This is a genomic window from Stenotrophomonas genospecies 5 (assembly GCF_054473825.1).
This window is the reverse complement of the sequence record NZ_JBTMUW010000001.1, coordinates 100,801-122,798: the sequence shown is the minus strand read 5'-3', so window position 1 is coordinate 122,798 and position 21,998 is coordinate 100,801. Positions and strand designations below refer to the sequence as shown.

The following is a 21,998-nucleotide window of genomic DNA, read 5'->3' as shown; positions in this document are numbered from 1 at the left end:
CGCCTGTTATGGATGAAGTATCAGTCCATACTCCGGAGGGTTTCCATGTCTTCGCTTCGCGTTTCGATTTTAACGGCTTTGATGGGGGCCTCGTTGTTTGCCTCTCCATCGTTTGCTCAAACCGCCACGGGAACAGGGGCCATGGCTTCGGAGCCTAACTCGACGGCGACCGGGGAATACGCCCAAGCCTCAGCCCCGAATGCCACTGCAACGGGGGCTTATGCCAATGCCTCCGGGAACGGGGCCGTCGCCACGGGTGTTCAAGCCACCGCCTCCGCAGACAACGCGGTGGCGTCTGGCACCAATGCTCAGGCATCGGGCCAGAACTCGATGGCCATTGGCCAAGCCGCGAATGCCGCGGCAGCGAGGACTGTTGCCATCGGCACTTTGAGTTTTGCTGGTGGCGAAGATGCGGTAGCCGTTGGACAACAAGCCGTCGCGACCGGTGTTAAATCGTTGGCTCAAGGGGTGCAGGCGCAAGCCAGTGGGGATCTTTCCATGTCCTTTGGCTACTTCAGCCGTTCGCGGGGCAATGCATCGATTGCTCAAGGCACCTTGGCAGAGGCAAACGCTGACCATGCAGTCGCCATAGGCAGTTCTGCCGTTGCCGATGCATTTCAGTCACTTGCACTAGGCGTTGGGGCTGAGGCCCGAGCGCAGGATTGCGTCGCTTTGGGTTCTCATAGCCGTTGCTGGGCCAGCGACGAAGTCAGCGTGGGATCCACTTCTCAGGACGGGGGCCAGAGCACCCGCCGAATCACCAACGTTCGCGCCGGCACCTCGGACACCGACGTCGCAAACCTCGGACAGGTCCAACAGGCTACTCAAGCGCTGGGCGGTGGCGCCACGTTCGTCAACGGCAACTTTGTCGCGCCCATCTATCAGTTCCGCAGCGGTGCCACGCATCAAACCGTGGGAGCCGCATTGGACGATCTGGACGGACGCGTGACTTCGCTTGAGCAAAACCCAGGCAGCGGCTCGGGCACGCCAGGCCCGCGCGGCGCGGATGGGTTGAGCGCTTACGAGGTGGCCTTGGCCAACGGCTTCCAAGGGAATGAACAAGATTGGCTGGCAAGCCTGAAAGGGGAGCCAGGGGTCCAAGGGCCTGCCGGCACCGATGGGGTGGATGGAACCGCCGGGACCGGCTCGGGCTCGACTGTAAAGGCGGGCAAGAACGTCGAGGTGACCGACAACACGGACGGCACCCAAACGGTGGCGGTCAGCGACAACGTGCAGTTGTCCGACCAAGGCTCTGTCCAGGTCGGCAAGACCACGGTCAACGCCCAGGGCGTGACCGTCCAAGGCGGCCCTTCGGTGACCACCGCGGGCGTCAACGCGGGCAATCAGCGCGTGACCAGCGTGGCTCCGGGGCGCATCGAACAGGGCTCCACGGACGCCGTGAACGGTGGGCAGGTCTATGAAATGCAGCAGGTCTGGGATGACCGCTGGACCGACACCGACCGCCGTTTGCGGCACCAGGATCGCCGGATCAACGGTTTGAGCGCCCAACTGGGAGCGATGAGCCAGATGGCCACCGCTGCGGCCCAGAACGGGGGCACGGCCGTTGGCCAGGTGAACCTGAACGTGGGCGTGGGGTTCTCGGGTGGCAGTGCTGCAATGGCCGTGGGCTGGGGAGCACGAGTCAGCGAGAAGGTCAGCGTCTCGGCGGGCCTGTCCTTCGGCTCTGGCAACAAGCCGGTGGCCGGGTTCGGCCTGAGCATCAACCTGGGGCGTTAAACGATTGCGTGGTGGAAAACGGAGGTGATCGTATCTCGGCAAGGGCCCTTCGGGGCCTTTGTTCGTGGCGAGCCTTGACGAATCGGATCTTTCTTTTATGGGTATGTAGGTATACCCATCTTGGGAGGACCTTTGAACTGGAAACGCAATCAGAAATACCTGTCCCGCCCACGCCATCTCTACGGCTTGTTCTTTGACAACGGGTGCTGCTACGTGGGGCAGACCGTCGACTTAAACCAACGCGAGCAGCAGCACCGCAGCGCTCGTGGGGGCTGGCAGGGGCGCCGATTCTCGTTCGTGCCGCTGTCGAGCATGACCGGCACCCAAGCCGATGCGGAGGCTCACGAATACGCTTGGCGTTACAAAGCCTTTCAGCATGGCTGGCGAATCTATAGCAAGCCACCGGGCATTCTTATCCGCGATCCCCGCAGGCGCACCACTGGTTACATGAAGTCCTTGGCGGCGGGGTATGCGTGGCCCGAGGCGGTTCCGCGCCGCTCGGCGGGGGCTCCGTCGTCCCTGGCTTGGGGGCTCTTCAAATGGCTGTTCCTCTACCCCTTCCTTTTCGGCGTGGCGGTGATAGTGCTGCAGGCCGTGGTCATGGCCACCCTGTAAAGCAAGGGCCCCGGCGGAAGCCGCGGGCCGCCCTGCCCCACCCTCCATGCGCTTTTGCTCCATGCCGCTTTTGACGTTGCTTTGGTGTCAAAAAGAACGCGGCCAGTGGCCGCGCCTCTAAGCAAAAGCGGTGTGGAGAGAAAAGCACATGGGCGGCATGGCCGCCCAGCCTGCTGCTCACAACGAGAAGCCCTGCCTGTGTTTCGGGGACTGCGCCGGCAGCTTGGGAGAGGCCTTGCGCGCCCGCCGCAACGGCTCCAGCACTTCCAGCAGCCAACGGGCCTTGCGCTCGCCCTCGCTCCTCTGCGGTTTTGGGCGTTCCGCGTGCTCCTTCAGCAGCGCGTCGAGCTTGCCTTGGATGCGCGTTCGCTGAGCGGCTGGGCGTTGAGTGGTGGGGCGTGCAGCTGCCCCAAGGCGCTGGACAACCGGCCGTTGCGGATCGTCTTTTAGCCCCGCGTCCAGAACGGTCGCCTTCAATCGCTCCAACCCCAAGCGGGTGTTGAGTTGCTCCACGTCATCGTAGGTGCCATACAGCTTGTAGCTCCCTTTAGTCAAACGGGTAAAGGCCACCAGCGAACTGGCGTTGTCCATCATCCCAAGGTTCATAAGGTGGAACACTTCGCGCTTGCCCTGCCCTTGGCTCTTGTGGACGGTCACCGCGTAGTCGTGGACCACCGCCTTGTGCTCGTGCGTGTTCCACACCACCTTGCGCCCATTCTCCTTTGGGTTCTCCGAACGCAAGGTGCCGACGATATCGTAGCCGCCCGAGCGCGACGCTTTGATGGATTGGATGGTGGCCTGGGTGCCATTGACCACACCCAAGTCCTTGCGTTTGGCTGTGAACATCACCCGATCTCCCTCCACCAAGGCCAGATCGAACTTTCGTCCATTGACGCGCCCCTCCACCACCACCTCATCCGTGCCGATCTCGCCGCGTTCTTTGAGGCCTTTTCGAATCCCTGCGTTGAGAGCGCCGACCTCGGCCCGGCTGTGGGCCAGCACCAGCTTGTCGTCCAGCGCCGCTGGATTCTTGAAGTAGTCGTTCACCAGGCGCTCGATGCATTTCTCCTGCGAGTGGGCTTCCACGATGGAGTCCATCAGGCGCTCCTTCTGCTCATCGCCCAGCTCCAAGGTTTCGCGCCGGCTGCGGGTGCCCTTTTTCAGATCGACCACTTCACCGTTCTCGTTTTTGGCGTAGAACCCCATCGCCGTCTCGCGGTCCTCCTGCCGCGCCTGTCGGCGAATCTCGGTCAACTTCACATCGCCCACCGCTTGCTTGGTGAGCTGAAAACCGGACCCGGCCCCGATGGGCTGCAGTTGCTCGGCGTCGCCTTGAAGGATGACCTTGGATTTCGCTTTCTCTGCGTAGGCCAACAAGGCTCGGGTGTCGCGGGTGTCCACCATGCCGGCTTCGTCAATGACCAGCACGTCGTTGGGCTGGAGTTCGCGCTTGCCTTCGGCCAAGTCGTGAAGCATCTGTGCCATGGAGGTTGAGGGCATCCCTGATTCCACTTCCAACTTCTGGGCGGCTTTGTTCGACACGCACACCCCCAGCAGCACCATCCCCTCAGATTCCAGCGCTTCCTTGTAGAGCTCGGAAATCGTGGTCTTGCCGGTGCCTGCTAAGCCGCTCAAGTTTGCCACCCCGCCACTGCCGCGACAGATGTGGTTCACGGCCACCAACTGCTCTTGCGAGAGCTGGAAGCCCTTGGCTTTCTGGTAGTCCTCAATGACGCGATCCACCGTGGCCTGCGAAGCATGGTGCTGGGTCTCGTTGGCCCGGCGGTTGGCGATGTCCACCACCGCTTGCTCCGCTTGCAACATCCATGGCGCGCAGAACCGGTCTTCCGTGTGCTTGCGGGCCAGTGTCTGCCCCCGGTCTTCGTCTGCCAAGCGCTCGGCGTTGACCAGCACCAGCCCATTGTCTTGCTTGAACTGCTCAATGCGGGCATGGAGTCCGGCCGCGTCCAACTTGCCGGCGTATTCCATTCCCAGCACCCGCACCAAATCAATGTCGTTGAACACGGCTTCGTTCTCGTGGAGCAGTTCCAGCAGCTCGGCGTCGCTCTTGTGTTCCACCTTGTCCAGGTTCCCCCGCGCTGCTTTCAACGTCTCCGGCGTCAGCTCGAAGTCCTTCAAAGCCTCCTGCCAGTGCTCGACCAACTCCGTGTAAGTGGGCTCGTTCTTGTGCTTCCGCGTGGCCTTGTTCGCCTGTTGGGTGCTGACCCCATGCTGCTCCGCGTATTCGAGCAGGGCCTTCCGGCGCTTGCTGAAGTGGTCGATGACGTCCTGGTCGATGCCCGCAAGGCGTGCGTAGGATCGGTTGGTCTCCTTGCCGTCGTCGTCCAGTTCTCGGACGTGCTCGACCTGATAGCCCAACCCTTGAAGGTTCTTGTAGAGCTCCAGCTTGTAGATTTCATCCATGGCCCGGGCATGGCGATAGATTTCGACGGCATCGAAGGTCGATTCCTTGCCATCGGCTCCCAGCGCCACCCCATAAACGAGATGGTGGGTGTGCAGATCCATGTCGAGGTCACGCCCGGCGAAGTGCTGGTGGCTTGACCACACCAGGCCCTTCACGCCGATCACGTCCTTGCCGCCCTTTCCCCGTCGAGTCTCAACCATCTGTTCCAGCCGGTTCATCGCTTCTGCAGAGGCGGCTTGGTGCGCCTTGAGCACGGCATCGCGCCGTTCTGGCGACTCCATTGCAAAGAGAATCCCAACGTCCTTGGGCGCCGACACCGTGACGTCGTAGCCGACCCGGTGGCCGCCGACCACCACGACCTCGGGCTTGCCTTGGGCGTCCAGGACGGGATCCCCGTTCTTGTCCACCTTTGGCCGCACCTTGCCTTTCTGGCCTGCGTTCTGGCAAAGCGCCCTCCCTGTCTGGGGGGCGAATCCTTCGGCCAGCTTGCTCATGCTCTCCCGTGTTACCGCCGTGGACAAGAGATTGAGGTGCGCGGCCATCTTGCCGCCCCAGGCCATGGTGTCCTGCGCGTTCCCGTCTTTGTCGAGGTAATACTCGGTGAGCATCAGATACTCGACCACGGCCGCGCCGGACTTGCTGTCCGTGCCTTGAGCGGTCAATGCCGTGACGTTGAACATGGAGTCCTCCAGGAATGGGTATCCCTTCAGATCTACCAAAACCCAGCGACTCCACAACCCCACTACTTGCGGAAGATTGCTTCCAGCTCGTCGTCTGAAACGGCGCGGAGCTTCGGCGGCGTGGCACCACGTTTTTGCAGCTCCGCGGCGGCCTGATCGGCGGTCATCTTCAGCACCCGCTGGACCTCTGCAGCGCTCTGCGCGTCGCTCGGTGGCATGGGCTTTTGCTCCACCGGGCGCGCCCCCTGCTTCGTCCACCTCGCCCGCTTCTGCCCCTCTCGAACCTTGGGATAGCTCACACCCGGCCAGTCCAGCAACAACAAATCGCCCGTGGTCTGCACGATGGCCCGGATACCCCAACGTTCTTTGCCGTAAGCCTTTCCTTTGCGGAAGCCCAGATCGTCGGTGAGGCGCCCTGGCGGAACAACGGATTTCGACTCCTCGTGGACGGTCGCCTTGTCGTCATGCGTGCGCCAAGCCACGGTGCGCTTGCCCAGGTTCCGGGAGATCTTCTCTCGGGTCTCGCCAACCTGGAGCTGGCAAATAATGTGTGTGCCAACCAACCCAGAAAACGCCTGCGCGGTCTTGTCGCCGTAGACCTTCTCGACCTGTGACCAGTCTTGGACGGCCATACAAGCCACTACGCCTTTCGACCGACCTAGCGCCAGCAACGGCTCAATTTTGAGCTGGCCGACGGAGCTTAGCTCATCGAAAAAGAACCCCAGGAACCGACCGCTTTCATCATCTGGCAAGCTGGGCGAAATGATCTCGGGCACGGCCACGTTGATCATGGCGGAGATGTAACTGCGCGCCAACACCTCGTCCGGTCCGCTCTGGACGATCACTTGCTTCCTACCCTCATAAGAATCTTTGATCCAATCCAGCATGGAGAACATGCGGTCCGGCTTGCGCTCCGGCCAGGCCAGGGCCAGGCGCTCGATGACCGCGGTTCCATTCGCGAGGACGGCCATGCAGCTCGATGTGGTGTTGCTGTCGGGGTTGGAAATGAGAGCGGCGGCTCGGGGGTAGTAGAGCGACAGTGCTTTAGCCATCGGTTCAGCGGGACGGGCAACCAACGCGGCCAAGTCTGCCCACCCCCAGTTCTTGCCCTTCGTGGCCTGGAGTTCGCGCACGCACCCTTCCAGCAAGGCTTGCGCCGCAGACGCCCAGAATGCGCCGCTGCCCTCCTCCGGGGGGATGATGGATTGGGAAAACGCGGCAGCCTGGGTTTGCGTCGCTACGTCCTGGCCAACATCCCAAATCCAACTGCGCTTATCGAACGGACAGACAATCGCTGGCCGTTCAAAGATCGAAGTGAAGTCGCCCTTGATGTCGTAGATGAATGCCTTTTTGTCGAGCCGAACAACCTGTTCCAGCAGGTGCTTCAAGATGACTGACTTGCCCATTCCCACGCTACCGTAGATGAACATGTGACGGGCCAGCAGCTTCTTGCTGACAGTCCAGTCGGGGTGCAATGACAAGGCATGCAGCTCGCCCCGCTGCTCCTTCTTCGTCAGCGAGCGTCGGCGGGCCTCGGCCAGGGCTCGTTCCCCCTGCAGCAGTTCAGCGCCGGACACATGCCAGGTATTTGAGCGCGGGATTAACCCCCGACGCGTCACCCAAGCCGACGCCCACCCGGCCAAGCCCGCCGCGACGCCGACCCGTGCCAACGTGCCAAACGTGGCTTGCTCCTTGGCCACCTCCCAGAACGCCGCGGCAGGCTCTCGGAAGGAGATGGTGCCGGTGGCAACGTTCCCCAGCGCTGCCAGGCTGCCGGTGAGGGCCTGGCCGTAGTTCATGAGGGTGTGGCTGCTGGGCACCTGCCAGCCCAACCAAAGCGCGGCTGGGTAGGTCAGTGCGGCGATGACCGAACCGGAAAGCAACGCCTGGGGCCAATAACGGACTTCGCGGCTCGGCTCGATGCTCGACGGGACCGTCCAGCTCCAGCAGTCATAGACCGTGGACTTGCTCAAGTGCCTTCTCCCGGTGAGCGTCGCCCGGCTTGCGCCCCTCACGATCCAACTGCCCAGGATCCGCGCCTGCAGCCATGAGCTCCAGGCAGCACTGCGCGCGTTTGTGCTGGGCCGCCACATGTAGGGGAGTTTCCCCGCGGGGGTTGCCCAATGCTGGATCCGCGCCGGCCTCAATCAACCGACGAACGATGCCGGGGTGGCCGTGGCGCGCGGCGAGGTGTAGCGGCGTCTCGCCGTTGGCGTCGGGCACATTGGGCTCGGCATGCATGCGCAAACAGGCCTCCACCCCATCGAGGTTCCCGGTCGTGGCGTTCTCGCAAAGCCAGGTCTGCCAAGGGGCTCCGTATAGCCCCAAGTGCGGGGCATGCGCATGGGCTGCTGCCAGAACCTGGCTACCATGCATCGTGGTCAGCGCTCCTCCATAGGTTGCCTTGACGTGGTCCGCCGCCAACCGGGCTTGGGCATCGGGGACCTCAAACCGCCGGAGCAGTTGGGCGATGTCCAGAGGCGGCTGAGACGGCACCGGCAGTTCAGGCAGGGCTCGGAGGGTCTGGAGCTGCTTCGCTGCGGCACGGTTCGACTGAACCTGGTCGATGGATTCCCGCAGTTCTCTCAACAGCCCATCCCGCTGCTCGGCCGGGAGCAAGGCGTAAGCGGAGGCTAGGGGCTTGTGGCCCAGCACGCCTGCATGGATGGCTGCGTCGAGCGGGTGAGCGGACAGGTCCGGATCGACCTGAAGCAATGCGGCGTGGCCGCCCTGCCCCAACTCAACGGAAATGCGGTTCGAGAAACGGCTGGGGGTCAGCACCCAGTCAAAACCAGCGTCGGTTTGGGTGTCCAACCCGGAAACCTGGGCCTCTCGGCAGAACCGCGTGGCCAGATCCAACGCCTCCCGCGCGTCGGCGGCAGCGGCGGCCGCGTGATGCTTCCCGTAGAACTGGGCCAGCGTCAGAGGGTGGAGAATGGGATAAAGCAACGGCTCGTGGGGACGATTCAAGAAATCGCCCCCACCTGGGTTGCCTACTGGATTGTCGTGTTGGGGTTCCATCCCCTTTGCATACCGTCTTTTTCGGTTTTGGCAATCAGCAAGCGATCTTGATGATGAAAGCCGCGCCAACCAAAACCGCGGTTTGCAGGAAAAGCGAGACGGTGTGCAGATCCATCTGCTCCAAATCCTCCCTGAACCAGGCCATCAAGCCAGCAACCCTGCCACGTTGGCGGCCACGTAGCTCACCACCGAAAACGCACCCAACGTCAACAGCAGGTTTCCCACGTTGTCCACGGCGAACTCGTAAGCATCGGCAAAAATATACATAGGGACCTCCCCCGGTTGTGTTTGACTGATTACAGTCAACCACATCTCATAAAACTGGCAACCCTAAAAATCTCGATTGATCGACACTTTTGATGTTTAGTCAAATCTTTTTTCTCTCTTCCCCAGATGATCAACCCCCACCCCGTTTCTTGCTTTGAGCCGCTTTTGCCGTTTGCTTTTATGGGTAGATCGATCCACTCACAAACAAGGGAACGCGCCCAAAAAAAAGGGCCCCGAAGGGCCCTGGATGCGGCGCGGGGAATGGACCGTCATTGACGGTAGATGTTCTTCTGGACTTGGGCCTCGTGCTTGTCCCAGTCGAAGTTCGCCTCATAGCGCTTCATGAAGTCTGCTTCCTTCTTCGCGCTGGCGGCGTAGTGCGCGTAGCCCAACTTACCAGGCCCCATGGTTTGCTGCCGCTGGGCCGCAGTTAGCATGGGGATGTTTTCCCCCAAGGATTGCCCTCCGTCCTTCTGCTGGCGCTTCTGTCGCCATTCGTCCACGGTGCTGAACACCACTTGGGCGTGCTTGTCTTTGGGCGCGTCTTCAGCGCGCTGCTGCACCTGTGCGTGCAACCGCTCACGCGCGTCGGTGATCTCGTCGGGCTTGGCTTGCTTGGCCCAGTCCAACACGGCTTGTTGCTTCTCCTGGATATCGGCCTGGTCCTTCGCCAGCGACTGGTCGAAGGCTGCTTTCTTCTGCGGTTGGTGGTCGTTTGGACGCTCTCCGGCCAGCTTGGCTCGCCGTTTATCGCGAGCGCCCAGCAGGTCGTTCAAGGCATCGAGGTGGGCATTGCTCATAAAGTCCTCCTTCAAGGAAATGGGTGGTTAGGTCAGCATTGATCGATTTTGGGAAAGGGCAAGGGTTGCCTTGCCCTTCTTGGGCTCAGTCGTTGGGCATCATCTCGGCCAAGTCCGTGCGGCTCACGCCTGCCCGGCAGAGCGAGACAATCGCATTGCCGCGTGCAGCGGTCAGGGCCGGGTATTCCTCTTCCAGGAAGAGCGGCAGGACCTCCCGCTTGCCCCCTGTGGGCATGTCGATGTCCCGTGCCAGCTCCTCTTGGCCCACCGTGTCTTCAGCCCCGACGCGCCATTTGCGCCCCGTCGCCGGATCCACGCGAAGCGCGCTCAAGCGGCCTGCGCCCTGCATCAGCATTTGCTCGTAGGCCGCTGCGTAGGGGTGGTTCGGATCGTTGAGAACGCTGTGGCGGAAGTTGGTCAAGCCACCCGAGAAATCGATGCCACGCGTCGGCTCCTTGAAGGTGGTCAACTGAGCCTTGCCCAGCCGCTTCATCAAGTAGTTGCGTGTGACAAACGAGTGGTTGAGCGCGATGACCGATTGCATGGTGTTGGCCAGCAAATCGGCTTCGTTCTCCGACCCGTAGGTGTTGATAAGGCTGTCGTGGCCCTGCACCGCGATCACCGGCATCAACCCCAGGCTTCGGGAGGTGCTGAAGAGCAGCACGTCGTCCGAAGTCAGCAGCAAATGCGCCTCGTCCATCATCAGCAGCACGTCGGTTTGGCCCGGCAGCATTTCGCGCCACTTGTCGCCGTGCGCCCCGCGTGCCCGAATGCCGTTCATGACACGCTGCTTGAGCAACCGCTGCATCATGTCGCCCGCTTCGCCGAACTGGGTGGGGGGCAGGAACAAGCCCACGAACTTCCCGTAAAGCGCCTGAGAGACGTCCACTTCCCCACGTTCGACGGAATGCCACGGGATGTCATCTGCCGTCCGGAGCTTTTCACCCCGAAGCAGTTTTTCGATGAGCCCCCGCGAGTTCAACGTGAAGGACTGGCGCTGCTCTTTATGCATTGCAGGAACGCCCAGCAATGCCCATTCCAGCGAGCTTTGCAGCTGGGACATGGGACGCAGCAAGTCGGGATGGACGGTCTCGGACCGGGTGGCCAAGCGGTTGTGGTAGTCCCGGGAGTAGGCGGCATAGGCCTCCCGCTCTTCGTCAGTGCTAGACGTATCCGGGCGCTCCAACCCCAACCAGTTCACCAACTCCAGCACGCGAGCGCTGGCAATCTCCCCGCCACGCGGCGTCGGCACCACCTGCTCAACCATCGCCAACAGCTTGGCATGGTGGAATGGGGTGTAGAACCAGTTCCGGGAAGCCTCCGCCACAATCGCGTAAGTGCCCATTTGCTCTTCCACGCGAGCCAGCACCGCTTCCAGGTCTTCCAACCCCAAGCCACGCTTCTCCAACTCCTCCCGCTCCAGCAGCATCATCAACCGGGCGTGCTCCAACCCTTCCAGCTTGGCGATGCAGAAGTCTCGGTAGGCCTGCTCGTGCTCGCATGCGGCCTTCAGGATGATGCCGGTGTGGAAGAGGAACGCGTCGCCGCCGTCGCTCCAGAGCTTGGACTTCTCATCGACCTTGCCACCGGTCGCGCCGCGAAGGGCCTTGGTGATTTGATCCGGCTCCAGGCCCTCGTAGGGGGCCACCGACATGCCTGCGCGCACGACGATATCAAACGCGTCCTTGCCCAGATCGGAGATGATCGCGCCGTCCTTCGCGTCGAGGATGAGTGCTCCACCCCCGCTGCGCTTAGCCTCGAGAACGGCTTCGCCCGCGGCGCTCTCCTTCAGTTCCTTCCGCACTCCTAAGGCCAATGCGGACTTGCGATAGCGACGGGCCAACGGCCGCAGCACACTGAAGGACTTGCCCGAACCGATGCGCCCGTAGACGATCAGGCCTTGGGTCAGGTCGCGCCAGGACAGCATCATCACCGTGCCCTTGTCCGGCGCAAAGCCATGGCCGCGGTCGTTCAGGTGACCAGACGCTCGACCCACCTTCAAAAGCGGGGTCTTGTCGCGCAACGCTTCGGCAGCCTGCTGCTCGCGGGCCTTCACGTGGGACTTGGACAGGGCACCCTGGGTTGCCAGGTTGTTGTCCAAGTTTTGCAGGTAGAGGCGAGCGGCCGTTTGGACGAAGTTGCCTTCCGTGAACTGCAAGGCATACATGGCCGCGATCACAAACGCCACGGCCACGCCCATTCCATCGGGGAGAAGGGAGCCAATCCCCACCAGGGCCAAGATCACAAGCATCCACTTCATCATCTGAATGAAGCGCTCAGCGGTTCCCCCCAGCACGCCCCGGTGGGGATGCGAGGCCGCACTCAGGAAGGCCGCGAACAACAGCAGGCCAGGAATAGTCAAGATCAAAAGAACGATGCCAGCCATTTTGGCAAAGCCCGCAGCGGCCGCCATCACCTCCGTTAACTTGCTCATGGGGTCAGCCGCTGCTTGCTGGGCCTGCTCGACGCTGGCCGCGTCCACGTGGAGCGCGGACGACAACGCCGCCGAAGCGGTTGCAATCAGCACGGGCAGCACCATCAGGGCCAGGCCCTTGAAGGCTTCCTTCATCCCTTCCGCTTGCTTCAACGCAACAAAGTAAGGAATGGCAGCCAGCAGCACCACGTAACTAAAAGCGCCAATGAGCGAACCCAAGAAGTATTGAACCGCACCAATCAGCGGGAAGGCCAGATACATCAGCGAGGTTGCAGTGCTGTCGCCGCCCAGCGCCATGTCGTCCCCCAGCACGAAGCCTTCGGCACGACGTCCTTCCTTGGTGATGATCATGCGGGCCTGGGTGTTGCGCAGATCCTCCGGAACCTTCGGCCACCACGGATGGAACTGGTCCAGATCCAGTTCTTCGGGCACAACCAGTGCCATCTCTTTCTCGTCGAAAACCGCGCCCGCTTGGACCGCCATATCTACATCCTCTGGGGGAACGTCCAGCACGCGGCTCTTCACGCGGTCGCTCACGTCAAAGCGCCCGACCAAGTTTTCGTAGCGGTCATTGCCGTCCAGAATGATTTGCTCCAGCGTGCTCGACGCTTGATCGTCCTTCTTGAACAGCTTGCGGCCAATACCGACCGTCCAATCCATCAGCGATAGCAACATGCTCAGTGCCTCCCGTTGTTGTTGTTGTTGGTTTGAGATAGCGCCTGACACGCCACGATTTCCTGAGGCGTGATGGTGCCGCTCGTCCATTTCTTTTTGCACTCGTTCAACGACAACGAGGGCGCAAGTTGGATCGCCGCCGGCGAAGGGCGTGTCCCTTTCGCTTTGTTGACGACCAATGCCCCAAAGCAAAGGGCCACGCACGCGGCGGAGGTGACAAGAAAGCCGGCTTTGGACACATGTTTTTCGCTGGCGTGCCGAACCTGGCTGGCGCGCAGGGCGTCCATCCTCCAGGCATCAAAGTCCTCATCGTTTGCCACCGGCATCTTCCGGTCCGCCCGCAGGTAGTAATACGAGGTCAGGACGTTTTCCCTGCAATCGGAGAGCCCAAAGCTTTCTGGGTTACCAATGAAGAAGCGCCCATGCAGGTTGAGCCACTTCGATCCGAAGTGGAGCTTTCCGGGCTTTCGATACTGCGTAAACAACCACCCAAACATTTTTCCCCCCATCTTTCATGGATACACATTCTTTCTAGCAAGGCTTTCGATAAGCGCAAGCACTTCACCTGATCTTTTCTGCCCACGCGTCGATATCGCTGTTGGCTTGGTCCTGCCAATCGTTTTTCGGCTCGGGTTTAGCAACAGGCTTGGGGGCCGACTTGGGCTTTGCAGCCGGTTTCGAAACCGGCACCGGCTTTGACGCCGGGGCAGTTGCCGGGGTCTGGGCCTTAGGTGGCTCTGCCAGCACCGGGGCTTCCACAACCGGGGCAGCGACCGCGGCCTTCTCTTCCACCGGGGCAGTCACGGGCTTGGGCTCCTCGACCTGGGGCGGCGCGGATACAACCGGAGCAACTGGCACGGTGACGGGGGCCGGGGCAGTCACTGCTGCAGCCGGTTTGTCTTGGAGCGGAACGGTTTCGCTGGAGCGGTGAGTGGTCCACCACGCCAACGCCCCACCCAGCACAAGGACGGCCACGCCCGACCCAGCCAGAAGTTGCCAACCCTTCTTGTTGCTGTCCTTCGCAGCCGCCTCACCGGACGGCTTGGCGGGGCTGGCCTTGGGGGCTTCCGGTTTCACCGGGGCCCGGGTCACCGTCGCCTTGGGGGCCGCTACCGGGGCTTGAGCCGGCTTGCTCGGAGCAGAGGCCGGAACAGACGGGACCACCCGCTCGACAGGTGCTGGAGCGGCAGGCGTTGCGTCCACGGCTTCACTGACGGCAGGCGCAGGAGCGCTGACCGGCTCTTTGATGACAGGCGCGGGGCCTGCTTCTGGTTCTGGTGTCGGCTCGGGAACCACCTCCTCAACAACCGGCTCGGGCTGGGCAGTCGCTTCTTGCTCGACCAACGCTTGGGCGCGCTCGGCCTCCAAGCGCGCGTTCTCGGCGGCTTCGGCTTCCCTGCGCGCCTTGGCCTCTTCCGCACGCCGGGCCAACGCTTCTTGCGCCTCTCGCCCCTTCTCAGCGGCGACCGAGGCCGCTTGCTTGGTTTTGTCTGCCAAGGCTTTGCCAAAACTTGCAGCCAGCCGGCCTGCGGTTTTCAAGTTTTCTTTTGTCGCATCGCTGACGAGCTTCTCCGCGTCCGTGGGCGCGGTGGTCTTGGCTTGTGCTGCTTTGGCGAGCAGCTCGCGCTGCTTGCGTTGTTTGATGAGTTCTTCGGGTGTCATGGTTCCTCCCAGGCGCTTGAAAAAGATTTGAGCCAGGGGGCTTTCGCCCCCCAGCTCTCGGTTGGCTTAGCGAACGTCGGGGATCGGCGAAACCGTGATGGCGTAATCGCCCCGGCCGCACTGGTCATCGACCGTGGCGCTCCGAAGCGCGCCGCGCTTTGCCAGCTCAACGACCGGCACCTGGCACACGGCGGCATCGGCACCACTGAAGCCAACCGTCAGCTTTTCTTTGCTCGCCTTGAGCAACGCGACCAGCTTGTCCAGCGTGGCGCCGGTCTTGGCACTCACCGGCTGCATGTCAGCGGCCGGGTAACGGATGACCAGCTTGTCCAGGGCCTCGGCCTGGCCGTCCTTGGCTTCAACGGTCTTGGTATGCACCTGAGCATCCAGCCCCGCAGCCTTGGCAGCGTCTGCCACTTCCTGGGCTTCCTGGACCTGCGCGCGATACGACGCAACACCGCCAACAACCGCGCCTGCAGCGCACGCCGTCAGGGCCTTGTCTTTCTTGCCGGTCAGCAGAGCGATGCCTGCACCGGCAGCGCAGCCAATCCCGCCCGCCTTGAACAGGCGCAGCTTGTCGGTCTTCTTCTGGGGTTCGGGCTGGGGGGTGTCCTGGGCAAACGAAAGCCCCGGAGCCAGCAACGCGGCGATGGTGAGAGTGAGGATGAAACGCTTCATGGGTATGCCTCCTTATGAGGTAGTTGGGAAAGGGGTTAGTAGGGCTTGGGAGGCAGGAACGCCGGATTGGTTACCGGCCCACGGCTTGCTGCTTTGGTGGCCGGTTGCTTGGAGAGGGTTTCGGCGTCGGGTTCTTGCTGCGCCAGGAACTGGGAAAACGCTTGAAGGGTTTTCACCACCAGCTCCTCGTTGGCCTGGAGCGCCGCGCTCTGCTCTGCTCGCAAGTCCGCCAGCGCGCTTTCTAGGGCAAGGGCATTCCGCGTTTCGGATTCGCGCACCACGGCCCGGATGTCGTCCAGGGCGTCGCGGGTGTCCAACCCCTGCACCACGCCCCGGTTCTTTTCCAAGACCGCCAGGCGCAAATACTTGTTCAAGGAAACGCCTTGCTCTTTCGCGCAATACCGCGCGCTCTCCAACTCATCGGGAGCGATGCTGAAAGATTTGGTTGGAAGCGACGGACGACCCACTTAACCCCCTGCAATGAAAATCCACACCCATGGATTAGCAAAGGATTTAAGAAGCGCAAGTGGGCTAAGCCGTTTTTCTTCTGTTTTTCTGGGGTTCCTGCCATTTTTCAGCCGAACGGTTGGCCAAGTTGTTAGCCAAGACTGAAAACAAGGCGCAGCAAGGCCTGGGCGGGTGGAAAGGCGCAGCGTTTCTAGCCAAGCCGGAAAAACACTTCAGTGCGACTTGTGTATGGCCTACTCCCTTCACCCTTCGGAAAACCTTGAACGGTGAATGGGCAGCCAACCTCTTCCCTCGCAGTCCTCCCCAAGTTTTTGCTCCCCCGCTCTTGCCCTTCCGCTTTTCCCCGGTAGAAGTTTAGGAAAGCCCCAATCCTCAACCCAACCGGAGCCCCCTATGCCCCTCACTCCCGCCACGCCCAGCCGCTCAAAAAAGTTTTCGCCAGCCCCCGTAGCCTGCCTCCCCACCCATCCAGCTCCCCACCTCTCCACCGACGCCGCACCCCCTGTCTCAGAAATCGGGGACCGCCGTTTCCCCCACGCCCCAGCCCTGTCCCAGTTCGTTTTAGTCAAGCGGAGGCCAGCATGGGATCGCGTGAGTGGTTGGGTTCAGTCACGCTGCTCGGGTGTTCTGAAAGCCCTGCCTCCATCTGTTTTAGTCAACTTTGCTCGGGGGTTCTGGAGGACGACTGCAGGGGCTATTGGTTTTGGTTCGGGTGCCTGGAAAGCGTTGACCCCATCCGTTTTAGTCAAGCGAGTGGCCTCGGTTGAAGTTCACTGCCCCCCGGTATTCGATCAGCGGTTGGGGGGCCAGTGCTGGTCTGGAAATGTTTCGGGCAAGCGGGCTCTGGGTTTTGGATCGGCGGTCGCTGGGGAGGTTCGACAGGCTCGGCAAAGCGTTTTAGTCAAATCTTTTTCAAACTCCTGCAACGCCCCACTGCCCCTGTTCTGCGATCCGGTTGCTGGGCCTGCGTTGAACGGCTGGGGGGTGTTCCGTGTTTGAGCTGACCCCCTTCTTGGATGCCATTGCTCAAGCCGATGCCCCGCTGGAAGGCAAGGCCAACGGGTGGCAACGCAAGGCTGTTTTGGCCGAGTTCGGCAACGCCTGCGCCTTCTGCTCCGCTCCGCTCGACCTGGCCTCTCCCAAGTCTTGGACGGCTACGCCACTGGTGCCCGCGCAACTGGGCGGCCCCGTCAGTGTCGTGGAGAACTGGGTGCCTGCCTGCCGTCCCTGCGTTGCTGCCAAGGGCCTGCGAGATATCGTGTGCTGGAAAGAGTGGCAAGCGTCGGCGACCCCTGACCGCGTGGCGCTGCTGCTGGAACGTCGGCGCTCTGCGTTGCTGTATGCAGAGAACCACTTCACCCCGTTGAGCCGCCACTCGAAGCGTGAGCGGCTGCTGGCAAACCTGTCCGCCCGTTTCGACAAGCCCCGCTTCCGCGTCTACGCCTGGTCGGGTGAGGTGGATGGGGAGCGCGTTGGCCTGGTGGGCTGGAGCACGCGGTCAGGCGATGCCTTGGCACTGAGCGAGGCCCTGCTGGCGTTACGAATGAGGGACGGGGGCGAGGTGGTGGCAGAGGGCCAGGTGACCCTTCTACGGCTTCCGGTGGACGCGTTCCTGCGGGCCGTGTGGGCGCTCATCGAGGCCCATGGGATCGTCGTGCCGTTGGATGTGCCAAGCGATGGGCCGCTCAATGCAGATGACTGGCGGGAATGCTGGCGACACCGAGTCATGGACCCGGTCAGCAACCACAAGCGGGTTCCGATGACCAGCAGCCAGGCGCTGCCTCATGCTCCCCGCGTGCTGTCCACCAACCCGGATTCCGTTCGCCGGCTGGCCCAGCTGCGGGCCGCCCGCCGTGCTGACCGGGTGGAGGAGGCGGAGCTGCTGTATCGCGAGGCGATGGCCCGAAAGAGCAAATACCTGGAGCGTGTCAGACGCGGCTTGGAGGCCCCGATGCCGCTGGACGAATACCGGGCGTGGAGCGATGAGGTGAGGCAGCTGGGCGTGGACTGGGTGAAGCTAAAGAACTAAAGCCGCTCTCTCGCTATCATTGCCTCAGAAGCGGCACGGTGGGCATCGATTGAGTGCCCCGACAAAGGAATCGTCAAGGGACTACGAAATGGCAATCAGTCAGCAAGTGATTCATGGCTTGAACATCACGAAGCTCAAGGGAATCTTGGCTTTGGATGAGATTCGATTCGACGAGAAACCGCTCACTGCAATCCTCGGGCCGAATGGTTGCGGCAAGTCAACGGTATTGCACGCGCTCGCTTGCTGTTATAGGCCACCCGAAGGATCGGACGGCAAGAGCTGGCAGTTTCGGGAGTTCTTCACTCCCACATCCGATTCAACGTGGGCAGGCAGCTCGCTGATCATGCATCATTCATTTAGAGACGGCTTGACTGAGCATAAAGACATCAGCACCGAATACAGAAAGAAGGCGGACAGGTGGTCCCCTCGCTATTCGAGGCGCCCGGAGCGCGACGTTTACTTCATCGGAATAAAGTCCTGCGTTCCTCGCATTGAGGAAGAGACCTATAACTCAGCCATCAACTATCAAACAGAGGTGCACGCTGACGCCACGCTCATAAAAGCAAAAATGGGTGTAGTGTTCAACCGTGCCTATACCGAGCTCAATGTTCACAAGGCGCATGCCGGACGAAAATACAATGGCCTTGCACTCGATGGCAACAGGTATTCTGCGCTTGCCATGGGAGCGGGCGAGCAGAGAGTTCTGGAAATCCTATCCGTCGTCTTCAAAGCGCCGAAGTATTCACTCATCCTGATTGATGAGGTTGACCTCCTACTACACACCGCCGCGTTGACTCGCTTGATGCAGCTCCTACATGATCGAGCTAAAGAAAAATCGCTCCAGATAATCTTCACAACCCACAGAGAGGCGATTCTTGACCTCACGAAGATTGCCAGCATCAAACACCTACACACGGTCAAAAATCAGAACAAGACGTATTGCTTCTCAAATACGAAGCCTGAGGCACTCCACCGACTGACCGGGGAACGGGATCGGCCGCTTGAGGTTTTTGTCGAAGACGAAATGACCTTGACAATCGTGGAACACGAGCTTTTTTCGCTGGGAATGAAGCGCTATGCAAACATAACATCCTATGGCGCGGCGACAAACTGCTTCACCCTCGCTGCTGGATTGATGCTGTCCGGAGCACACAGCGTCGAATCTCAGCTGTTCTTGCTGGACGGTGATGTTTATGCAAGCGAACACCAGCGACGGGAACGTGTCAACGCGGTTCTAACTGGAACCGAAACCAGCGCGTCGGAGCGCCGTGAGCGTTGCCTCGAAGGCATCAGAAAACTTATCCCGGCGAATGATGCAGCTGCGGCGCCGGAGACGCAGCTGCATTGGATGATCCGTAGTCTGCCACCACAAGATGACATTGAAGGAACTGAGATCATTGAACTCGCACAAGGTATAGAAGCAGTCGATGATACGCACTCCTTCATCGAGCTGATTATTAGCACACTTAACATCAACAGGGCTGCCGGCCTATCGCGCATAGTTGATGTCGCTTCAAGGTCGCCGCATTGGCAACTCTATGTGTCGGAACTACGGGAATGGCTGGAGCTTAGGCAAGCCAGTGTTATCGAATCAGATACCAAGCCCTTGCCAGCAGTAATACCCTCCCCCTCTGCGGAGTAAGCAAAAACGGCTGCGATGGCCTTGCAGCATTCTTCACCAGCTCTGCTCCAAACACCGATCTACAAGTTGCCGCATCGCCTCGCCCAGCGAGATCCCCGCCGTTCGGGCATCCCGCACCAGGCCCTGGGCCACCTCTTCAGACACCTTCGGGTCCGGCAAAATCGCGCCGTAACGCTTCCCATCCGGCCCATGCTTGGCACGGACTCGGGGCCCGAACGGCTGCCGGATGTCGGCATGGGTGGCCACCAGGGCAGCCAATGCACTGCTGGCCGTGAGCCCCTGCTGGCGAGCGAGAGCCCGGAATGCGGCCGCCTTGGCCGGGGCAATGCGAACCGTGGGCAGCCGGCGCGGGGCCGGCTGCTTGGGTCGGATGGCGTAGGGGTTACGAACCACGAGCGATCTCCTGCAAAACGCTATTGCTCCTCTTTTTTAAATCTTCTTTGTGGAGCTTGAGAAGCTCTCGCATATCTAGGACATGCGCATCGCTTTCAATCAGAACGTTGGATGCATCGACGTAGATCAGCTCTTTCTTCGGTCCAGACAACCGGCGCGGGGCCGGTTGCTTGGATTGGATGGCATAGAGCTTAGGCATCTTCATCCTCGCCCTCCTGTCCGTAGGCCCAAACAAAACGCGTTTCATCCACGATGCGCATGTTGCGCCAGCCCAGTTTCTGCTCCAGATCTTCCATGCCGGCTTCGGCTTCGGCGAGTGTCGAGTATTCCGCGTTGTCGATGGGCTCCCAGTTGCTGCTCCAGCTGTTGGTGGAGTAGTCAGCTTCGATGGTGAAAGTGTTTTTTTGCATGGCGGTTACCTTTTTGGCTTTTTCGGTCAGCGGTATTGCTTTCCTATAAATCCAGGTTACGACAGGCCCTGAAAATGTAAACTCAAAAACAACACATTTATTTGACTAAAGTGTAGAACTGACGGGCAACCGCAGAAAACACAAAAACCCTGAAACGCCTCACGTTTCCAGCCAAGCACCGGGCCCGGCGGAAGCCGAGGCCCCACCCGCCTTTCCCCAACACGCTTTTGCTCTAGCCGCTTTTGCCGTCGCTCTTTCCACCCGCCGCCAGCCATAAAAAAGGCGGCCGATGGCCGCCTGTCTTTCACTACCACCCCAGGGATGGCGTAGGACCTGCTCATAGCTCTGCCATGATTTCCTTGTGATCCAACGCCTCGGAAACCTCGGCCAGGGTGGCATACCCGCAAAGACTGTCTTGGTATTTCCCGTCCGAAAGCTCCCACCGCGGCATGGCTTCGCAGTTGTTGGCGGCTTCCATTTTGACGTGGAGCCCAGCTTCGGAGAGTCGCAGTCCCAAACGGGCGGCGCGGTTTTCGAGGGTTTGGCGGCGAGGGGTTTTCATGATGAATCCTTGTTTGGTTTTCAGGTCAGCGGTATTGCCTCCCTACAAATCCAGGCTACGACAGAGCGTAAAAATGTAAACCCGAAAACAACACATTTATTTGACTAAAGTGCAGAAGTGACGGGCAACCGCAAAAGACACGAAAACCCTGAAACGCCTCACACTTCCAGCCAAGCACCGGGCTCGGCGGAAGCCGAGGCCCCACCCGCCTTTTCCCCATGCCGCTTTTGCCGTTGCTCTTTCCACCCGCCGCCAGCCATAAAAAAGGCGGCCGATGGCCGCCTGTCGTTCACTACCAACCCAGGGCTACCGTTGTTTCCTCGCCCGCCCCACAATCGCCTTCCGGACCTGTTTCCGCACCGGATCCAGGTCGTCGGTCGCCGTCGCCACCACCAAGCGCCGCTTGCTCCTTTTTAGTTCCTGGCAGGCCCAGGACGCCAAGGCGATGATCGCAGTGGTGATCACCGGGCTCTCTTCTCCCGTCAAATCCTGGAGCTGATCGCGGAGCTTGGGCGGCACGGTCACCATCGTTCGCTCGGTCCTGACGCCGTTGACGTCCCGGTAATCGAACATCTGGCTACCGCGGCCCACTTCGAGATACACCTTCTTCCCCGACCGAGTAAACGGCTGCTCTTCGCTGTAGTCGAAGTAGGTCTTCCGCCCAGGCGCGTCCCCTGCAGCCACCATCAGCTCTGCCAGCTGCTCTTCGGAAATCTGGTCCAGATCAATGAGCGGCGCATACGTGCGTTGCGGCTTGGCGTGGACCACTTTCGCGGCCTTGGACAGGTCTTTGCGGGCTTTGGCAACGGCGTTCTTGGCGGGGGTCTTCTTGGCAGCCATGAGGTCCGGCAGGGGCAGCATTGGGATGTCCATCATGCATTCCCCCGGCCCGGGTTGGCCAATCTTTTTTGGATAGCCTGACCTACCCGCAATATATCTTCTCGGGCTTTAGCCACGCCCGCGCCGCGCATGGAAAAGACGGTCTCCCCCAGCTCATAGAAGCTTCCCAGCGCAGCGCGCTCGGGGATGACGATGGCCCCGGCCAGCTCCGGGTCTTCCAGCCGCCGGCGGTGTTCAGCCCGCTTGATGTTGACCCGGTTGGCCACCGGCAGGAAGGCCTTGCCCTGCTTCCGGAGGGTCTCGATGGTATGCAGGTAGACGACGTAACTCCCGCCGTCGAGCAGAGTGGGAACGATGTAGAGGTCGCCATCCGGAAGCTGATCTTTCACTGGGGCGCTGGGCGGCAGGTCTTGGATTTCCAAGTCGAACCCGGGGGAGGCCGAACGGCCCACGGTGAATGGGGTTTCGTCGGAAAGCGCGGCCCAGGCAACAGAACAGCAGTGCGGATCTCGGTCGTTCACCAAAACTCGGTGTTGGGAGGCGAAGAGCGCAGCAAGATTGAGCGAAAGCGTCGTTTTTCCAACGCCCCCTTTGAAACAACAGACGACGAGACGCATGATAGAGATCCTTTTATGGGTAGGTCATGCAACACACTAGGCT

Annotated in this window: 20 protein-coding genes; 4 read left to right on the top strand and 16 right to left on the bottom strand. The window is 61.0% G+C overall.

What is annotated here, in order from left to right:
• The first annotated feature begins 45 nt into the window (after window positions 1-45).
• Together ACX9OW_RS00575 and ACX9OW_RS00570 are read left to right on the top strand one after the other, a co-directional pair.
• The gene (locus ACX9OW_RS00575) at window positions 46-1,737 is read left to right on the top strand and encodes a YadA-like family protein (protein ID WP_459061751.1); all 1,692 of its coding nucleotides are present in this window, start codon (window positions 46-48) and stop codon (window positions 1,735-1,737) included.
• Between the two features lie 132 nt (window positions 1,738-1,869).
• A complete protein-coding gene (locus tag ACX9OW_RS00570; protein ID WP_459061750.1) occupies window positions 1,870-2,352 on the top strand; it encodes a GIY-YIG nuclease family protein in 483 nt (160 codons plus the stop codon).
• Window positions 2,353-2,529: 177 nt separating this feature from the next.
• On the opposite strand, the gene mobF is transcribed toward ACX9OW_RS00570, so the two are convergent.
• The 10 genes from mobF to ACX9OW_RS00520 all read right to left on the bottom strand — a co-directional run bounded on the left by mobF (window position 2,530) and on the right by ACX9OW_RS00520 (window position 15,368).
• Window positions 2,530-5,457 carry a MobF family relaxase gene (mobF, locus tag ACX9OW_RS00565; RefSeq protein WP_459061749.1) on the bottom strand — a complete coding sequence of 976 codons (2,928 nt, stop codon included), beginning with the start codon at window positions 5,455-5,457 and terminating at the stop codon, window positions 2,530-2,532.
• A gap of 62 nt (window positions 5,458-5,519) precedes the next feature.
• The gene (locus ACX9OW_RS00560) at window positions 5,520-7,430 is read right to left on the bottom strand and encodes a type IV secretion system DNA-binding domain-containing protein (RefSeq protein WP_459061748.1); all 1,911 of its coding nucleotides are present in this window, start codon (window positions 7,428-7,430) and stop codon (window positions 5,520-5,522) included.
• Window positions 7,408-8,427: an ankyrin repeat domain-containing protein gene (locus ACX9OW_RS00555; RefSeq protein ID WP_459061747.1), complete on the bottom strand. Its 1,020-nt coding sequence runs from the start codon at window positions 8,425-8,427 to the stop codon at window positions 7,408-7,410. The genes ACX9OW_RS00560 and ACX9OW_RS00555 overlap by 23 nt, the downstream gene beginning before the upstream one ends.
• A gap of 195 nt (window positions 8,428-8,622) precedes the next feature.
• Window positions 8,623-8,745 (bottom strand): hypothetical protein, encoded by a 123-nt coding sequence (locus ACX9OW_RS00550; RefSeq protein ID WP_255211731.1) that lies wholly within the window; start codon window positions 8,743-8,745, stop codon window positions 8,623-8,625.
• A 269-nt stretch (window positions 8,746-9,014) separates the two neighbouring features.
• Window positions 9,015-9,545, bottom strand: coding sequence for a hypothetical protein (locus ACX9OW_RS00545; RefSeq protein WP_049441887.1), 531 nt, complete (start codon window positions 9,543-9,545; stop codon window positions 9,015-9,017).
• An 85-nt stretch (window positions 9,546-9,630) separates the two neighbouring features.
• The gene (locus ACX9OW_RS00540; RefSeq protein ID WP_459061746.1) at window positions 9,631-12,654 is read right to left on the bottom strand and encodes a TraM recognition domain-containing protein; all 3,024 of its coding nucleotides are present in this window, start codon (window positions 12,652-12,654) and stop codon (window positions 9,631-9,633) included.
• Between the two features lie 2 nt (window positions 12,655-12,656).
• Window positions 12,657-13,151 carry a hypothetical protein gene (locus ACX9OW_RS00535; RefSeq protein ID WP_459061745.1) on the bottom strand — a complete coding sequence of 165 codons (495 nt, stop codon included), beginning with the start codon at window positions 13,149-13,151 and terminating at the stop codon, window positions 12,657-12,659.
• A 64-nt stretch (window positions 13,152-13,215) separates the two neighbouring features.
• Window positions 13,216-14,316 carry a hypothetical protein gene (locus tag ACX9OW_RS00530; RefSeq protein ID WP_343368495.1) on the bottom strand — a complete coding sequence of 367 codons (1,101 nt, stop codon included), beginning with the start codon at window positions 14,314-14,316 and terminating at the stop codon, window positions 13,216-13,218.
• Between the two features lie 66 nt (window positions 14,317-14,382).
• Window positions 14,383-14,994 carry a hypothetical protein gene (locus tag ACX9OW_RS00525; protein ID WP_323162912.1) on the bottom strand — a complete coding sequence of 204 codons (612 nt, stop codon included), beginning with the start codon at window positions 14,992-14,994 and terminating at the stop codon, window positions 14,383-14,385.
• Window positions 14,995-15,029: 35 nt separating this feature from the next.
• On the bottom strand, window positions 15,030-15,368 hold the full coding sequence (locus ACX9OW_RS00520) for a hypothetical protein (RefSeq protein WP_323162913.1): 339 nt from the start codon (window positions 15,366-15,368) through the stop codon (window positions 15,030-15,032).
• Between the two features lie 1,085 nt (window positions 15,369-16,453).
• Between ACX9OW_RS00520 and ACX9OW_RS00515 the strand changes: the two genes are divergently transcribed.
• Together ACX9OW_RS00515 and ACX9OW_RS00510 are read left to right on the top strand one after the other, a co-directional pair.
• Complete coding sequence (locus ACX9OW_RS00515) at window positions 16,454-17,491, top strand: hypothetical protein (protein WP_024957694.1); 1,038 nt, start codon at window positions 16,454-16,456, stop codon at window positions 17,489-17,491.
• An 88-nt stretch (window positions 17,492-17,579) separates the two neighbouring features.
• Window positions 17,580-19,133: an ATP-dependent nuclease gene (locus ACX9OW_RS00510; RefSeq protein ID WP_024957695.1), complete on the top strand. Its 1,554-nt coding sequence runs from the start codon at window positions 17,580-17,582 to the stop codon at window positions 19,131-19,133.
• 33 nt (window positions 19,134-19,166) lie between these two features.
• Here ACX9OW_RS00510 and ACX9OW_RS00505 read toward each other — a convergent pair whose 3' ends face one another.
• The 6 genes from ACX9OW_RS00505 to ACX9OW_RS00480 form a co-directional block, all read right to left on the bottom strand.
• Window positions 19,167-19,526 carry a hypothetical protein gene (locus ACX9OW_RS00505; protein WP_024957696.1) on the bottom strand — a complete coding sequence of 120 codons (360 nt, stop codon included), beginning with the start codon at window positions 19,524-19,526 and terminating at the stop codon, window positions 19,167-19,169.
• Complete coding sequence (locus ACX9OW_RS00500) at window positions 19,516-19,731, bottom strand: hypothetical protein (RefSeq protein ID WP_024957697.1); 216 nt, start codon at window positions 19,729-19,731, stop codon at window positions 19,516-19,518. Before ACX9OW_RS00500 ends, ACX9OW_RS00505 begins: the two co-directional genes overlap by 11 nt.
• Complete coding sequence (locus ACX9OW_RS00495) at window positions 19,718-19,936, bottom strand: hypothetical protein (RefSeq protein ID WP_024957698.1); 219 nt, start codon at window positions 19,934-19,936, stop codon at window positions 19,718-19,720. Before ACX9OW_RS00495 ends, ACX9OW_RS00500 begins: the two co-directional genes overlap by 14 nt.
• A gap of 337 nt (window positions 19,937-20,273) precedes the next feature.
• Window positions 20,274-20,498 carry a hypothetical protein gene (locus ACX9OW_RS00490; protein ID WP_046433416.1) on the bottom strand — a complete coding sequence of 75 codons (225 nt, stop codon included), beginning with the start codon at window positions 20,496-20,498 and terminating at the stop codon, window positions 20,274-20,276.
• A gap of 306 nt (window positions 20,499-20,804) precedes the next feature.
• Window positions 20,805-21,359, bottom strand: coding sequence for a hypothetical protein (locus ACX9OW_RS00485; protein ID WP_323162916.1), 555 nt, complete (start codon window positions 21,357-21,359; stop codon window positions 20,805-20,807).
• A gap of 11 nt (window positions 21,360-21,370) precedes the next feature.
• Window positions 21,371-21,955 carry a ParA family protein gene (locus ACX9OW_RS00480; protein WP_180862701.1) on the bottom strand — a complete coding sequence of 195 codons (585 nt, stop codon included), beginning with the start codon at window positions 21,953-21,955 and terminating at the stop codon, window positions 21,371-21,373.
• Between the last annotated feature and the right edge of the window lie 43 nt (window positions 21,956-21,998).